Annotated in this window: 11 protein-coding genes; 9 read left to right on the forward strand and 2 right to left on the reverse strand. The window is 71.2% G+C overall.

Features of this window, described 5'->3' with window-relative positions; all coding sequences use genetic code 11:
- Positions 1 to 78 precede the first annotated feature (78 nt).
- The gene (locus C1A17_RS00175) at positions 79 to 1,623 is read right to left on the reverse strand and encodes an AMP-binding protein (RefSeq protein WP_101649604.1); all 1,545 of its coding nucleotides are present in this window, start codon (positions 1,621 to 1,623) and stop codon (positions 79 to 81) included.
- Complete coding sequence (locus tag C1A17_RS00180; protein ID WP_101649606.1) at positions 1,620 to 2,399, reverse strand: TetR/AcrR family transcriptional regulator; 780 nt, start codon at positions 2,397 to 2,399, stop codon at positions 1,620 to 1,622. The genes C1A17_RS00175 and C1A17_RS00180 overlap by 4 nt, the downstream gene beginning before the upstream one ends.
- A gap of 136 nt (positions 2,400 to 2,535) precedes the next feature.
- On the opposite strand from C1A17_RS00180, the gene C1A17_RS00185 reads away from it, so the two are divergent.
- The 9 genes from C1A17_RS00185 to C1A17_RS00225 all read left to right on the forward strand — a co-directional run bounded on the left by C1A17_RS00185 (position 2,536) and on the right by C1A17_RS00225 (position 15,737).
- Positions 2,536 to 3,339, forward strand: coding sequence for an SDR family oxidoreductase (locus C1A17_RS00185; RefSeq protein ID WP_101649608.1), 804 nt, complete (start codon positions 2,536 to 2,538; stop codon positions 3,337 to 3,339).
- A gap of 74 nt (positions 3,340 to 3,413) precedes the next feature.
- On the forward strand, positions 3,414 to 4,619 hold the full coding sequence (locus C1A17_RS00190; RefSeq protein WP_219618224.1) for an acyl-CoA dehydrogenase family protein: 1,206 nt from the start codon (positions 3,414 to 3,416) through the stop codon (positions 4,617 to 4,619).
- 46 nt (positions 4,620 to 4,665) lie between these two features.
- Complete coding sequence (locus C1A17_RS00195) at positions 4,666 to 5,418, forward strand: SDR family oxidoreductase (protein WP_101649611.1); 753 nt, start codon at positions 4,666 to 4,668, stop codon at positions 5,416 to 5,418.
- Positions 5,415 to 6,605 carry an acyl-CoA dehydrogenase family protein gene (locus C1A17_RS00200; RefSeq protein ID WP_245873332.1) on the forward strand — a complete coding sequence of 397 codons (1,191 nt, stop codon included), beginning with the start codon at positions 5,415 to 5,417 and terminating at the stop codon, positions 6,603 to 6,605. Before C1A17_RS00195 ends, C1A17_RS00200 begins: the two co-directional genes overlap by 4 nt.
- Positions 6,602 to 7,723, forward strand: a complete 1,122-nt coding sequence (locus C1A17_RS00205) for an acyl-CoA dehydrogenase family protein (protein WP_101649613.1) — start codon at positions 6,602 to 6,604, stop codon at positions 7,721 to 7,723. Before C1A17_RS00200 ends, C1A17_RS00205 begins: the two co-directional genes overlap by 4 nt.
- A gap of 69 nt (positions 7,724 to 7,792) precedes the next feature.
- Positions 7,793 to 8,992, forward strand: a complete 1,200-nt coding sequence (locus tag C1A17_RS00210; RefSeq protein WP_101649615.1) for an acetyl-CoA C-acyltransferase — start codon at positions 7,793 to 7,795, stop codon at positions 8,990 to 8,992.
- A 100-nt stretch (positions 8,993 to 9,092) separates the two neighbouring features.
- Positions 9,093 to 10,760, forward strand: coding sequence for a class I adenylate-forming enzyme family protein (locus C1A17_RS00215; protein ID WP_101649618.1), 1,668 nt, complete (start codon positions 9,093 to 9,095; stop codon positions 10,758 to 10,760).
- Position 10,761: 1 nt separating this feature from the next.
- On the forward strand, positions 10,762 to 12,474 hold the full coding sequence (locus C1A17_RS00220) for an AMP-binding protein (RefSeq protein ID WP_219618225.1): 1,713 nt from the start codon (positions 10,762 to 10,764) through the stop codon (positions 12,472 to 12,474).
- Complete coding sequence (locus tag C1A17_RS00225; RefSeq protein ID WP_101649620.1) at positions 12,471 to 15,737, forward strand: acetyl-CoA carboxylase family protein; 3,267 nt, start codon at positions 12,471 to 12,473, stop codon at positions 15,735 to 15,737. The genes C1A17_RS00220 and C1A17_RS00225 overlap by 4 nt, the downstream gene beginning before the upstream one ends.
- The last annotated feature ends 20 nt before the right edge of the window (positions 15,738 to 15,757 follow it).

The raw sequence follows: 15,757 nt of genomic DNA on the forward strand, positions 1-15,757 counted from the left end.
AATCTCACCCATCGGCACTGTCCGTGAGATTGCGATAATCTGCGGTTCTGTTCTCAGAAACCTTCGGAAATTGCTGTTTCAGAGGGGGATGTCGCGTTTGCGGATCTTCCCGGTCGGGCCCTTGGGAAGGGCCTCGACGAAGCGGATGATACGCGGGATCTTGTAGGCCGCGAGCCGCTCGCGGCAGAATGCCTCGACCTCGTCCTCCGTCAGCGTCTGCCCGGGCATCGGGGTGATGACCGCGGTGACCGTCTGGCCGTAGTGCTCGTCCGGGGTGCCGACGACCGCCGCCTCGAGCACGTGCGGATGCTCGTAGAGCACCTCCTCGACCTCGCGCGGGTAGACGTTGTACCCGCCGTGGATGATGAGGTCCTTGATCCGGTCGACGATGAAGAGATAGCCGTCGGCATCGATCCGGCCGAGGTCGCCGGTGCGGAAGAACCCGTCCTCGTCGAACGCCCGGGCGGTCGCCTCCGGATTGTTCCAGTATCCCCGCATGACCATCGCACCGCGGATGCACACCTCGCCGACCTCGCCGACCTCGTCGACCTCGCACTCGGCGCCGTGCGGGCCGACGACCCGGACCTCGAGCTGCGGCACCGGGAGACCGACGGACCCCGGCACGATCCGGCCGTCCCAGGGGTTGAAGGTGCCGAACGCGGTCGTCTCGGTGAGACCGTATCCCTCGGCGATCTGGGCGCCGAACCGGGACTCGAACCTCCGCATGAGCTCGACGGCGATCGAGGCGCCGCCGGAGAGCGCGAGACGCAGCGTGTCCGGAGTGCGATCGGACTCGACCTGGAGGATCGCGTTCCACATCGTCGGCACGCCCGCGACGACGGTGAGCCGGTCGTCGATGATCGTGTCGAAGAGCTCGCGGGCGTCGAAGCGGGGGAGCAGCGTGAGCGGCACCCCGGCGCTGAGCGCGACCGCGGCCACCGAGGCGAGGCCGAACACGTGGAACAGCGGCAGCGCGGTCCCCGAACGGTCGTCGGGCCCCATCGCGGAGATCTGCCGCCCGACCTCGGCGACGGCGAGCAGATTGCCGACCGTGAGCATCGCACCCTTGGGCCGGCCGGTCGTGCCCGAGGTGTAGAGCAGCGCGGCGAGGTCGTCGCCGCGCCGGCGCACCGGCCGGGGCACGGCGGCCGGGGCGGGATCACCGTTGATGAGGGAGATGTCCTCGAACCGGATGTCGGCGTCTTCCGCAACCGCTCGGCCCGCATCCGCGCAGGCCGGGTGCGCGAGCACGAGCCGCGCGCCCGAATCGGCGAGGAGGTAGGAGATCTCCCGTTCCGTGGAGAGCGGGTTCACCGCGACGACGGCGATGCCGAGTGTCTGGGCCCCGAAGAACTCGGCGAGGAACTCCGGGCAGGTCGGCGCGATGAGGACGATGCGGTCGCCCGCCCGGAGGCCGGCCGCGGCGAAGCGGTCGGCGGCCCGGGCGATCGCGGTGGCGAGGCCGGCCCGGGTGAGCTCGACGCGATCCTCGCCGCGCGGGCCGCGCACGGCGATCGCGGTCGGGTCCGCCGCGGCATGGGCGAGGAGGGCGTCGACGGGGTTGCTGCCCGCGGTGCTGTCGTCGGGCGTGCCCGCCGACTGCGCGGAGGCCGGGGTGGTCATGAGACTCCTGAGGGGACGGAAGCGGGCGGATGGGTGCCGAGCGGGGACGGCTGGGGGACGGGAATGGTCTCGAGCCCGGGTGCGTCCGATGTCTCGCCGTCGCCGCCGCCGTCGCCGGATCCGGATCCGACTCCCTCGCGGCCTGCGGCCGAGCGCGCCCCCGCTCCGGTCCCCGGATCGAGGCCGAGCGCGTTGATCCACAGCGTGGTGAGCGTGTCGACGAGCTCGTCGATCCCCTCCGCGGTGTGGAACCGCTCGTCGTCCCGGTCGTCGACGAAGATGTGGAAGCACATCCGGCTCACCATCGAGGACAGCGCCTGGGACACGAGGTGCGGATCGAGCTTCGGATCCACGGCCCCCTTGCGCTGGAGCTCGGCGATGCGGCGCGTGTTGCGGTCGACGAAGGCCCGGGCCCGCCGCATGCGGACCGCCTTGATCCCCGGGTCGACGTGGGACACCTGATCCATGAGCGCCATGAGGTCGGCGTTCTCCCGGTAGGCCTCGACGTACTCGCGGTTGGCCCGCCGGATCCGGGAGACCCGGTCGAGGTCGGCGTCCCCGGAGTGGTCGGGGGAGAGCACCGGGGTGTAGGCGCTCTCGATGACCGCGGCGAGGATGTCCTCCCGATTGCGGAAGTACGTGTACAGGGTGCCCGTCGAGCACCCTGCGCGATCGGTGATGTCGGAGAGCTTGGTGTCGAAGTACCCGAGCTCGGCGAAGACGGCGCGAGCGGCCGCGACGAGGCCGGCTCGGGTGCGCTCGGCTTTGGCGCCCATGCGGTCCTCCCATGGATCGATGAATGTGTGATGAACGATTGTTTGGTCGGGGTTGAAATTGAGGCCTGCCTCAACTATAGATAGAGGGTGAGGCCGGTCACAAGGATGTCGCCGTGATCATTCGAAGGGGAAGCACATGGACGTGAACTCGAAGACCGCCGTCGTCACCGGCGGTGCCAGCGGGATCGGGCGCGCGCTCGCCACCGAGCTCGTGCGACGCGGCGCCCGCGTCCTCATCGCCGACATCGCTCCCACCGTCCACGAGGTGGCCCGGGAGATCGGCGCCGCCGCCTGGGAGGGCGACGTCGCAGCGAGCACCGGGGTCGCCGAGCTCATCGCGGCGGCCGAGGCCGCGCACGGTCCCATCGATCTCTACTTCGCCAACGCCGGGATCGTCGGTCCCACCGGGATCGGCGAGGACGAGGACGAGTGGGACCGGGTGTTCGACATCAACGTCCGCGCCCACATCCGCGCCGCCAAGGCGCTCGTCCCCGGCTGGCGGGAGCGCGGTGAGGGCTACTTCGTGTCGACCGCCTCGGCGGCGGGCCTGCTCACCCAGATCGGCCAGGCCGGCTACTCGACGACGAAGCACGCAGCGGTCGGGTTCGCCGAGTGGCTCAACATCACCTACGGCGACGACGGCATCCGCGTGTCCTGCCTGTGCCCGATGGGCGTCAACACGCCGTTGCTCACTGGCGGGGAGCGCGCCGACCACGAGGCCGACCGCACCGCCAACAAGGCGGTGACCTCCGCCGGTTCGGTCCTCGAGCCCGCCGAGGTCGCCGAGGTCGTCCTCGCCGCCGTCGAGACCGAGACCTTCCTCATCCTGCCCCATCCCGAGGTGCTCGACATGTACCGCATGAAGGGCTCCGACTACGACCGCTGGCTGCGCGGGATGCGCCGCTACCGGCGCACGCTCGCCGGCGGGGCGGCGAGCTGACCCACCGGGCAGGTGCCCGTCCGACAATCCGCACAGTCCATCACGCACCCGAAACCCCCACTGCAGGAGTGAAGATGTTCGAAGAAACCGCACGCGCCAAGAAGTACCGCGAGGACCTGCTCGCCTTCATGGACGAGCACGTCTACCCGGCCGAATCCGTCTACGAGGAGCAGATGGCGGCCGCCGACAGCCCGCACACCCAGCCGCAGATCCTCGAGGACCTCAAGGTCGAGGCCCGCAAGCGCGGTCTGTGGAACCTGTTCCACCCGCACGAGGAGTGGGGCCCCGGCCTGACGAACCTCGAGTACGCCCCGCTCGCCGAGATCATGGGCCGCTCGATCCACCTCGCCCCGGAGGCGACGAACTGCAACGCCCCGGACACCGGCAACATGGAGGTGTTCACGCTCTTCGGCACCGAGGAGCACAAGGAGAAGTACCTGCGTCCGCTGCTCGACGGGAAGATCGCCTCCGGCTTCGCGATGACCGAGCCCGCCGTCGCGAGCGCGGACGCCACGAACATCGAGATGACGATGGAGAAGGACGGCGACGAGTACGTCCTCAACGGCCGCAAGTGGTTCACCTCGAACGGCTGCCACCCGTTCATCAAGGTCCTCATCGTCATGGGCAAGACCGACCCGAACGCGGAGACCCACCGCCAGCAGTCGATGATGGTCGTGCCGATCGACGCCCCCGGCGTCACCGTCAAGCGCAACCTCACCGTGTTCGGCTACGACGACCGCGAGGGCCACGCCGAGGTGCTCTTCGAGAACGTCCGCGTGCCGTCCAAGGACGTCCTCAAGGGCGAGGGCGAGGGCTTCGCGATCAGCCAGGCCCGCCTGGGCCCGGGGCGCATCCACCACTGCATGCGCGCGATCGGCATGGCCGAGCGGGCGCTCGAGTTCATGTGCCGCCGCGCGGAGTCCCGCGTGCTGTTCGGCACCAAGCTGTCGGAGAAGGCGAACATCCAGGACTGGATCGCGGAGTCCCGCGTCGAGATCGACCAGGCACGGCTGCTCACCCTCCACGCCGCGGACATGATGGACAAGGTCGGCAACAAGGAGGCGCGCACCCTGATCTCCGAGATCAAGGTCGCCGCTCCCAAGGCCGCCCTCAACGTCATCGACCGGGCGATCCAGGTGCACGGCGGCGGCGGCGTCACCGGCGACTTCCCGCTCGCGGAGATGTACGCCCACGCCCGCACCCTGCGGATCGTCGACGGACCCGACGAGGTCCACAAGATGACGATCGCCCGCAAGGAGCTCAAGAAGTACCGCTCCTGAGCCCGACCCGCAGAATTCCCCCCCACCATCTGAAGGAGACACCCCCATGACCCAGCGCACTGCGATCGTCACCGGCGGAGCCCGCGGCATCGGCGCGGCCATCTGCGAGCGGTTCGCGGCCGACGGGATGAAGGTCGCCGTCGTCGACCTCAGCGAGTCCGACGCCCAGCAGGTCGTCGACCGCATCACCGCCGCCGGCGGCGAAGCGCTCGCCGTCGGCGCCGACATCACCGACGAGGCCGCGGTCGAGCAGGCCGTGAGCACCATCGCCACGACGCTCGGACCGCCCACCGTGCTCGTCAACAACGCCGGCATCATCAAGGACAACATGCTGTTCAAGATGAGTCCGCAGGAGTTCCAGGCCGTCCTCGCCGTCCACCTCACCGGCAACTTCCTCATCACCAAGGCCTGCCAGAAGCACATGGTCGAGGAGAAGTTCGGCCGCATCATCTCGATGTCGTCGACCTCGGCACTCGGCAACCGCGGCCAGGCGAACTACTCCGCGGCCAAGGCCGGCATCCAGGGCCTGACGAAGACCTACGCGATCGAGCTCGGCAAGTTCGGCGTCACCGCCAATGCGATCGCGCCGGGCTTCATCGAGACCGATATGACGAAGGCCACCGCCGAGCGCGTCGGCATCTCCTTCGAGGACTTCACCGCCGGCGCGGCCAAGCAGATCCCGGTCGCCCGCACCGGCAAGCCCGAGGACATCGCCCACACCGCCTCGTTCCTCGCCAGCGAGGGCGCCGGCTTCGTGTCCGGTCAGGTCATCTACGTCGCCGGAGGACCGAAGAATTGAGCACCGAGACCCTCGCTGCCCAGCAGCAGCGCATCGATGTGGCGGTCGCGGCGGCGCGGTCCGCCACGACCGAGGGCATGAGCGCCGGCGAGCGCTACGGCGTCCTCTACGATCACGGCCTGGCCTGGGTGAACTTCCCGGCCGGCGCCGGCGGCCTCGGGGTGTCGACGAGCCTGCGCGAGTACGCCGCGCAGCGGGTCGCCGCCGCCGGGCTCGACTCTCCCGCCCGGGGCAGCAACACCATCGGCTTCGGGATGGCCGCCCCGACGATCGTCGCCTACGGCACGGAGGAGCAGAAGTCCGTCCTGCGCGACATCTACACCCTGAAGACGATCTTCTGCCAGCTCTTCAGCGAGCCCGGCGCCGGCTCCGACCTCGCCGCCGTCGCGACCCGCGCGGTCGCCGACGGCGACGTCTACCGGGTGAGCGGCCAGAAGGTGTGGACCTCGGGCGCGCAGAACGCCGACATGGCGATCCTCGTCGCCCGCACCGACACCTCGGTGCCCAAGCACCAGGGCCTGAGCTACTTCCTCCTCGACATGCACGCCCCCGGCGTCGAGGTCCGCGGCCTGCGCCAGATCACCGGCGAGGCGGAGTTCAACGAGGTCTTCCTCACCGACGTCGAGGTGCCCGCGGCGAACATGCTCGGCGAGCCCGGGCAGGGGTGGAAGGTCGCGAACACCACGCTCAACAACGAGCGCGTGGCGATCGGCGGCGGCTCGCCGCGCGAGGGCGGGATGATCGGCGTCGTCGCCCAGGCGTGGCGCGAGCACCCCGAGTACCGCGACCCGCTGCTCCAGGACCGCCTCCTCGACCTCTGGGTCGAGGTCGAGGTCGCCCGCATGATGGGGGAGCGGCTGAGCCAGAAGCTCGCCGCCGGCCAGCCCGGCCCCGAGGGCTCCGGCGCGAAGCTCTCCTTCGCGCGGAACAACCAGGAGCTCTCGAGCCTCGACATCACCATGCGCGGCGTCGACGGCCTGCGCTACGACACCTATGAGATGCGCCGTCCGAGCGAGTACTCGATGACCGGCAGGATCCCGGGCTACCGGTACCTGCGGGCCAAGGGCAACTCGATCGAGGGCGGCACGAGCGAGATCATCCGCAACATCATCTCCGAACGAGTCCTCGGTCTGCCCGGTGAGCACCGGGTCGACAAGGACGTGGCCTTCAAGGACCTGCCGAAATGACCGACATCGATCTGCTGCCCAGCGACGTCGAAGAGGACCTGCGCGCCAGCGTCCGCAAGCTCTTCGCCGACCGCAGCGACGCCGACACCGTCGCGAAGCTCTACGACGATCCGGCGACCGACACCTCCGCCCTCGACCGTGCCTGGGCTGGCGAGCTCGGCCTCGCCGCGCTCCTCGTGCCCGAGGACCTCGGCGGTGCCGGGGCGGGCGTGGCCGAGGCCGCCGTCGTGGCCGAGGAGATCGGCCGCGCGGTCGCCCCCGTGCGCTTCCTCAGCTCCGGCGTGCTCGCCACCGCGCTCGCCGTCGGCCTCCGCGACGCGGAGCTCGCCTCCCGGCTGGCCGCGGGCGAGGCCTTCGCGACCGTCGCGTTCCCGGCGACCGCGGCGGAGATCCGCGCGGATCTCACCGTGGACGGCGACGGGGACTCCGCGACCGTGTCCGGCACCGTGGCCGGCGTGATGGACGGCGCCGGGGCCGACGAGTACCTCGTCGTCGCCGGCACCGGCGCGGACACCGTCGTCGCCCGGGTCGCGGCCGCGCACGTGCAGGCCGCCGGGTTCCTCGGCTTCGACCAGACCCGCCGGCTCGCCGACCTCACCTTCGACTCCGCACCGGCGACGGTGCTCGGGCGCGGGGAGCAGGCGGCGCAGGCCGTGCGTACCGCGGAGATCCTCGGCCGCACGATCCTCGCCGCCGAGCAGTACGGGGTGGCGCAGCGGGCGTTCGACCTCACCCTCGAGTACATCAAGGGCCGCCGCCAGTTCGGCCGCACCATCGGCTCCTACCAGGCGGTCAAGCACCGCATGGCCGACCTCTGGCTCGAGGTGTCCCAGACCGGGGCGGCCGCGATCTACGCCGCCCGCGTCGCCGCCGCCTGGCAGGCCGGGGAGGAGACCGAGGAGGAGGCGAACCTGTGCTCGCTCGTCGCCGGCTCGTACGCCTCGACCACCGCGGTCCACGCCGCGGAGGAGGCCGTGCAGCTCCACGGCGGCAACGGCATGACCTGGGAGTACCCGCTGCACCTCTACCTCAAGCGCGCCAAGGCCGACGAGCTCATCCTCGGCCACGCCGCCGCCCAGCGGCGGGCGCTCGCCCCGCTCATCGATCTGACAGCATGACCACAGGCGGCTCCGGCCGCCGCCGGCCGGCGGGACGCTCCGCCGGTCCGACCAACGAGAGGACCTCTCATGACTGATGCAGTCATCGTCTCCACCGCCCGCACGCCGATCGGCAAGGCCTACCGCGGCGCTTTCAACAACACCCAGTCCCAGGAGCTCGCCGGCCACGCGATCAAGCACGCCGTGGAGCGTGCCGGGCTCGAGGGCGGCGAGGTCGAGGACGTCATCCTCGGCGCCGCCCTCCAGCAGGGCGCGCAGGGCGGCAACGTCGCCCGCCAGGCGCTGCTCCGCGCCGGCCTGCCCGTCACCGTGTCCGGCATGACGCTCGACCGCCAGTGCTCCTCGGGCCTCATGGCGATCGCCACCGCGGCCAAGCAGATCATCCACGACGGCATGGACATCGCCGTCGGCGGCGGCGTCGAGTCGATCTCGCTCGTCCAGAACGACAAGCAGAACACCTTCCGCGCCAAGGACCCGTGGCTCGTGGAGAACCTGCCGGAGATCTACCTGCCGATGCTCAACACCGCGGAGATCGTCGCCGAGCGCTACGGCGTGTCCCGTGAGGCGCAGGACGAGTACGCCCTGTCCTCCCAGCAGCGCACCGCCGCCGCGCAGGAGGCCGGCCGCTTCGACGCCGAGATCGTCCCCCTCGAGTCGACGCAGATCGTCGTCGACAAGGAGACCAAGGAGACCTCGGAGAAGCAGGTCACGCTGAGCAAGGACGAGGGCAACCGCCCGCAGACCGACCTCGCGAGCCTCGCGAAGCTCCAGCCGGTGCTCGCCCCGGGCGTGGCCTCGCAGAACCCGACCGTCACCGCCGGCAACGCCTCGCAGCTGTCCGACGGCGCCTCGGCCTCCGTGCTCATGTCCGACGCCGAGGCCTCGCGCCGCGGCCTCGAGCCGCTCGGCATCTACCGGGGCATGGCCGTCGCCGGCTGCGGCCCGGAGGAGATGGGCATCGGGCCGGTGTTCGCGATCCCGAAGCTGCTGCAGCGCCACGGCCTCACCGTCGACGACATCGGCCTGTGGGAGCTCAACGAGGCCTTCGCCGTGCAGGCCCTGTACTGCCGCGACAAGCTCGGCATCGATCCGGAGAAGTACAACGTCGACGGCGGCGGCATCTCCGTCGGCCCCCCCTACGGCATGACCGGCGCCCGCCTCGTCGGCCACGCCCTCATCGAGGGCAAGCGCCGCGGCGTCAAGTACGTCGTCGTGACCATGTGCATCGGCGGCGGCATGGGTGCCGCCGGCCTGTTCGAGGTCGCCTGATCCATCCTGCTCGGGGCGGGTGCGGATGCACCCGCCCCGAGCACACCCATCACCAGTTCCATCCCGCTGTACCGCTCACCCGATGTGAAGGAATGACACCATGAGCTTCTTCGAAACCCGCCCCTGGCTGCAGACCGTCGCCGATGACGAGCGACTGAACAAGCAGATCGAGGAGACGACCACCCTCGCGCTCTTCGACCGCGCGGTGGAGCGCTTCCCCGACCGGACGGCGATCAAGTACTACGGCTACGAGCCCACCTGGGCCGAGCTCGACCGGATGGTCGACGCCTTCGCCGCCTACCTCGTCGACCAGGGTTTCGAGCCCGGCGACCGGCTGGGCGTCTACCTCCAGAACGTCCCCCACTACTACGTCGCCGTGTACGGCGCGTGGAAGGCCGGCGGCGTCGTCGTGCCGCTCAACCCGATGTACCGCGACGAGCTCGAGCACGTGTTCTCCGACGCCGGGGTCAAGGCGCTCGTCGTGTCCGCCGCGGCCTACCTCGACCGGGTGAAGCCCTACGCCGAGGGCCTGCCGATCGTCGTCACCTGCAACGAGAAGGACTACCAGCGCACCGACGACGAGCGGATCTTCGGGATGTTCGCCGACTCCTACGACACCGGGAATCCCGACTTCGCGACCGTCGTCGCCGAGTACGACGGGAAGTCCGTGCCGGACCCCGCGCTCACCCCCGACTCGGTCGGCATCATCGGCTACACCTCCGGCACCTCGGGCCGGTCGAAGGGTGCCGCGATCACCCACCGCGGGCTGACCGTCAACGCCCAGATGCTGCGCGACTACCAGGGCTTCGACGAGACCGCGACGATCTTCACCCTCGCCCCCGTCTTCCACATCACCGGGTTCGTGTGCCAGTTCCTCGCCGCGGCGGCCTGCGGGGCCGCCCTGTCGATGAACTACCGCTTCGACCCCGCGGCCGCGCTCCAGACGTTCCGCACCGACAAGCCGCAGTACATGGCCGGGCCCGCGACCGCCTACATGGCGCTGCTCGCCCACCCGGACTTCACGTCCGACGCCTTCGACTCCTTCACCTCGATCATGTCCGGCGGCGCCCCGCTGCCCGAGGCGATCGTCAAGAAGTTCGAGGAGCGCACCGGGCACTACATCGGCCAGGGCTACGGCCTCACCGAGACGACCGCCCAGTGCGTCGTCGTGCCCCACCACCTCCGTGCGCCGGTCGACCCCGAATCCGGCAATCTGTCCTGCGGTCTGCCGCTGTCGAGCGTGATGCTGAGGATCCTCGACGATGACGGCCAGGAGGTCGGTCCGAACGAGGTCGGCGAGATCTGCGTGCGCGGCCCCATGGTGTCCCTGGAGTACATCAACAACCCGCAGGCCACCGAGGAGAACATCCCCGACGGGGAGCTGCGCACCGGCGACGTCGGATTCATGGACACCGACGGCTGGGTCTTCATCGTCGACCGCAAGAAGGACATGATCAACGCCTCGGGCTTCAAGGTCTGGCCGCGCGAGGTCGAGGACGTCCTCTACACCCACCCGGCGATCCTCGAGGCCGCCGTCGTCGGCGTCCCCGACGAGTACCGCGGTGAGAACGTCGTCGCGTTCATCAGCCTGCAGCCGGGATCCGAGGTCACCGAGGACGACATCATCGCCTACTGCCGCGACCACCTCGCCTCCTACAAGGCTCCGCGCCAGATCAACTTCATCGACGCGCTGCCCAAGACCGCCTCGGGCAAGATCCTGCGCCGCGAGATGCGCAAGGTCGGTGCCGAGCAGGCGGAGAACGGCTGAGATGACCCGGACACCGATGCATGAGCAGTGGGAGGCGGCGGCCGAGGAGCTCGCCGGGATGCGCGACCTGTGGCCGGCCGAGGTCCCCCGGGAGTACAGCGAGCCGCTGCCCGGTGCGGTGCTCGCCGACTACACGCAGAAGTGGGCGGCGGAGCGGCCGGACACCGTCGCCATCCACTTCTACGGGCGCGATGTGTCCTATGCGGAGCTCGAGCGCTCGGCCGCCGCGTTCGCCGGGTGGCTCAGGTCCCAGGGCGTGCGCGCCGGCGACCGGGTGGGGGCGTACCTCGTCAACTGCCCGCAGCTGACGATCGCGTTCCTCGGGATCCTGCGCCTCGGCGCCGTGTACGTGCCGATCAACCCGCTGTTCAAGGCCGGCGAGCTCGCCTACGAGCTCGCCGACGCCGGGGTCGGCGTGGTGCTCGCGCACCCGGAGTTCGCCCCGCTCCTCGACGCGGTGCGCGGTGCGGACGGGGTCGATCCGGACCTCACCGTCGCCTACACCCGGATGGCCGACATGATCGACGGCGACCCGGTGCCGCGCGCCCCGTTCGGTGCGATCGACCCGGAGCAGCCCTCGGACTGGCAGACGATCATCGACAGCCCGCCGGCCGACCCGGTGCCGGCGGACCGGGACGCGCTCGCCGCGCTCAACTACACCGGCGGCACCACCGGCATGCCCAAGGGTTGCGAGCACACGCAGGGTCACATGGTCTACACCGCGGTGAGCGCGCTCCTGGGCCAGGGGCGCACCCCCGGGGCCGGTGGAGACGTGGCACTCGGCTTCCTCCCGATGTTCTGGATCGCCGGGGAGGATATGTGCATGCTCAACCCGCTCGTCGACGGGTCCACCGTCGTGCTCATGACTCGCTGGCACCCCGAGGTCGCGCTCGAGCTCATCGCCTCCCAGCAGGTCACCTCGATCGTGGCGCCGGCGGACAACTACGTCGAGCTCATGGAGCTGCCCGGGTTCGCCGGTGCCGACACGTCCTCGCTGCGCAACTGCACCGCGGTGAGCTTCGTCCGCAAGCTCGACCCCGAGCTGCGCGGGCAGTGGCGGGAGGCGACCGGTGTGCTGCTGCGCGAGGCGTCCTACGGGATGACGGAGACGCACACCGCCGACACCTTCACCCTCGGCCTCGATGCGGATGACCAGGACCTGCGCGCCGAGCCGATCTACTGCGGCTACCCGGTGCCCGGCACCCGGATCGTCGTCGTCGATGCCGACCTCGCACCGGTGCCGATCGGGGAGACCGGGCAGATCCTCGTGCACTCGCCCTCCGTCCTCACCCGCTACTACCACCGGCCCGAGGCGAGCCGCGACACGCTCGTCGACGGCTGGCTGCTCACCGGGGACACCGGCCGGTTCGACGCGCACGGGGCGCTGACGTACCTCGCCCGGACCAAGGAGATGATCAAGGTCAAGGGGATGAGCGTGTTCCCCGCCGAGGTCGAATCCTTCCTCAAGGGCCACCCCGACGTCGTGCGGGTCGCCGTCGCCCCGCGCGAGGACCCGGAGACCGGGCAGCGGCCCGTCGCCTTCGTCGAGCTCACGGAGGGCTCCGCGGCGACGCCGGAGAGCATCCGGGACTGGGCGCGGGAGCAGATGTCGTCGTACAAGGTGCCCGAGGTCGTCGTCGTCGACACGATGCCGATGACCGCGACCGGCAAGATCCGCAAGGTCGACCTGCTCAAGGAGCTGCCCACCGCATGACCACGCTGCTCGTCGCGAACCGGGGCGAGATCGCCGCCCGCATCATCCGCACCGCTCAGGACCAGGGGCTGCGCACGCTCGCCGTCCACCCCGCCGACGACGCCGACAGCCTCCACGTCCGGCTCGCCGATTCGGCCCGGCAGCTCGAGGGGATCGGTCCGCGCGCCTATCTCGACATCGCGCAGCTCATCCGGATCGCCGTCGACGAGGGGGCCGAGCTCATCCACCCCGGCTACGGGTTCCTCGCCGAATCCGCCGCGTTCGCCCACGCGTGCCACGAGGCGGGACTGACCTTCCTCGGCCCGTCCGCCGACGTCCTCGAGATCGCCGGGACGAAGACCTCGACGAAGGACCGGGCGGCCGCCCTCGACATCCCCGTCGCCGAGGCGACCGGGGTCCTCGAGACCGCCGCGCCGGCCCTCGAGCTCCTCGAACGACACCCGGCGGGCATCGCGATCAAGGCGCTCGCCGGCGGGGGCGGGCGCGGCATCGCCGTCGTCCCCTCCCCGGAGGACGTCGAACCGGCGATCGCGCGCTGTGCGGCGGAGGCCGAGCACGGATTCGGGGACGCGCGCGTGTTCGCCGAGACCTGGTTCCCCGCAGCCCGCCACATCGAGGTCCAGTGCATCGGCACCCCCGACGGCGTGTACGCGCTCGGCGACCGCGACTGCTCGCTGCAGCGCCGCCGGCAGAAGCTCGTCGAGCTCGCCCCGGCACCCGGACTGTCCGCAGAGCTGCGTGCGGACCTCCACCGGGCGGCGGAGAAGCTCCTCGACTCGCTCCACTACCTGTCGCTCGCGACCGTCGAGTTCCTCGTCGCCGACGACGACTGGGTGCTCCTCGAGGTCAACCCGCGGATCCAGGTCGAGCACACCGTCACCGAGGCGGTCACCGGGCTCGACCTCGTCGCCTGCCAGATCGCGCTCGGCCTGGGCGAGGACCTCGCCGTCCACGGCGTGGCCGAGGACATGACGTGGGAGCCTGCCGGCAGCGCGATCGAAGTGCGGGTGGCCGCGGAGACCCTCGCCGCCGAGGGCACCGTGCACCCGGCCACCGGCACGATCGAGCGCTTCGACCTGCCGAGCGGGCCCGGGATCCGCGTCGACACCTGGGTGCGCGGCGGCACCCGCGTGGGCGCCCTCTACGACACCGTCATCGCCAAGGTCATCGCCCACGGCCCGAGTCTCGAGGCCGCCGAGCGCCGGTCCGTCGGCGCGCTCGCCGAGCTCGGCTGCACCGGGCTGGACACGAACACCGCCTTCCTCCGCGCCGTCCTCGAGCGCGCGCAGCTCGGCCAGGCGCACACGACATGGATCGACGAGCACATGGGAGCGCTCGTCGCCCGGGCCGCGGAGCTCGCGGCGGGGGACGGTGGCGCGGACGGCGCCGGCACCGGTTCCGGTGGTGCGCCGGGAGGTGCGGGCGCCTCGTCGGCCGAGGGCGCCTCGGCTGCGGCTCGCACCGCGCCCGCACCCGGGCCGGGGGAGGAGCTCGTCGCCGCCCCGCTCAGCGGCACGATCGTGTCCCTCGAGGCGCGGCCCGGTGAGCTCGGGCTCATCGAGGCGATGAAGATGCACCACCCGATCCCGGCACCGGCCCATTCGGAGGCGCGCGCCCTCGTGGCGGTCGGCGACACCGTCGCAGCCGGTGATCCGGTGTTCCTCGTGCGGACCTCCGAGGACCCCGCCGCCCAGGCGGAGGCCGCCGGTGACGAGGCGCACCCGCTCGTCGACGAGGTCGTGCAGCGGCATGCCGACGTGCTCGACGAGGCGAAGCCGGAAGCGGTGGAGAAGATCCACGCCCGGCAGCGGCGGACGGCCAGGGAGAACCTCGACGACCTGCTCGTGCCCGGCTCGTTCGTCGAGTACGGGCCGCTCGTCATCGCCGCCCAGATGGCCAGGCGCTCGCTGGAGGAACTCATCGCGCGCACGAGCGGGGATGGGCTGATCGGCGGGATCGGACTCGTCGACACGCCCAGCGGTCCGCTCGAGGCCGTCGTCATGAGCTACGACTACATGGTGCTCGCCGGCACCCAGGGCTCCCGCAACCACGCGAAGACCGATCGGCTCATCCAGGTCGCGGCGTCCAAGGGGCTGCCGGTGGTGCTGTTCGCCGAGGGCGGCGGCGGGAGGCCCGGCGACACCGACCGGGCCCCGGGCGCCCACCTCAACGTCCACACCTTCGCCGCGCTCGCCGGGCTCAAGGGCCGGGTGCCGCTCGTCGCGATCGTGTCCGGGCGGTGCTTCGCCGGCAACGCCGCGCTCGCCGGGGTGTGCGACGTCATCATCGCCACCGAGGACGCGAACCTCGGGATGGGCGGGCCGGCGATGGTCGAGGGCGGCGGCCTGGGGCGCTACCGGCCCGAGGACATCGGCCCGGTCGGCGTCCACACCGCGAGCGGTGTCATCGACGTGCTCGTCGCCGACGACGCCGAGGCCGTCTCCGTCACCCAGCAGTACCTGCGCTACTTCGTGCCGACGGGGGAGAGCGGCGGTGCCGGGCCGGGTGCCGTGTCCCCGGATACCCAGCAGGGCGCCTCGGCCGCGGACTCCGGTGCCCCGGATCCGGAGCGCGCGCGGGCCGTGGTCCCCGGGGACCGGCTGCGCGCCTTCGAGATGCGCGAGGTGATCCGCAGCGTCGTCGATGCGGACACGTTCCTCGAGCTGCGCCCGGATCACGCACCGGGCGCGATCACCGGTTTCGCGCTCGTCGCCGGCCGGCCGATCGCGATCATCGCCAACGACAACCACCACCTCGGCGGGGCGGTCGACGTCGATGCCGCGAACTCCTTCGTGCGGCTGCTCGAGACCGCGCAGGCGCGCGGGATCCCTGTCGTGTCCTTCGTCGACACCCCCGGGTTCATGGTCGGCCCGGAGGCCGAGCACGAGCCGGGCGTCACCGCGTTCGGTCGGTTCTTCACCACGGGGGCGGGGCTGAGCGTGCCGTTCGGGGCGGTCGTCGTGCGCAAGGGCTACGGGCTCGGCGCGATGGCGATGGCCGCCGGCTCCTTCCACGCCACCCGCTTCACCGTCGCCTGGCCGAGCGGGGAGATGGGACCGATGGGCCTGGAGGGCGCGGTGCGCCTGGGCTACTCGAAGGAGCTCGCCGCGGTCGAGGACCCGGCCGAGCGCGAGGCGCTCTACGAGAAGCTCGTCGCGGAGTCCTACGAGCAGGGCCGGGCGATGACCGCGGCGATGTTCTTCGACGTCGACGACGTCATCGACCCCGCCGAGACCCGCCGCTGGATCAGCACCCTGTTCTGACAGTGCCCGGCCGGGCGTCC

The sequence above is a fragment of the Brevibacterium ihuae genome, assembly GCF_900184225.1.
Lineage (GTDB): Bacteria > Actinomycetota > Actinomycetes > Actinomycetales > Brevibacteriaceae > Brevibacterium > Brevibacterium ihuae.